The sequence below is a fragment of the Vibrio sp. 1180_3 genome (assembly GCF_029478545.1).
Taxonomy (GTDB): domain Bacteria; phylum Pseudomonadota; class Gammaproteobacteria; order Enterobacterales; family Vibrionaceae; genus Vibrio; species Vibrio aestuarianus.
Map to the genome: position 1 here is coordinate 1 of NZ_SJFM01000313.1, position 222 is coordinate 222.

Sequence of the window (222 nt, forward strand, 5' to 3'; positions counted from 1 at the left end):
GTTTGTACCACAGGGCAAAGCCCGTTTTATCCCAGTACAACACTTTGACTTTGTCGCGTTGTTTATTGGTAAACAGGAATAGCGCACCCGTGCCGAGCGGCAAATCGGTTTCGGACTCGATAATCGCTGCTAATCCATTGATGGATTTTCTAAAGTCCACGAACTCTCGATACAAGTAAATATTGGGTGCACTAAGCATTCTCTTCATGACAGCACTCCGAT

Annotated in this window: 1 protein-coding gene; it reads right to left on the bottom strand. The window is 45.5% G+C overall.

Annotation, left to right across the window (positions count from 1 at the left end; translation table 11 throughout):
• On the bottom strand, positions 1 to 208 hold a 208-nt coding region (gene tnpB, locus EYW48_RS21960; RefSeq protein ID WP_277433134.1), incomplete at its 3' end, for an IS66 family insertion sequence element accessory protein TnpB.
• Positions 209 to 222 lie beyond the last annotated feature (14 nt).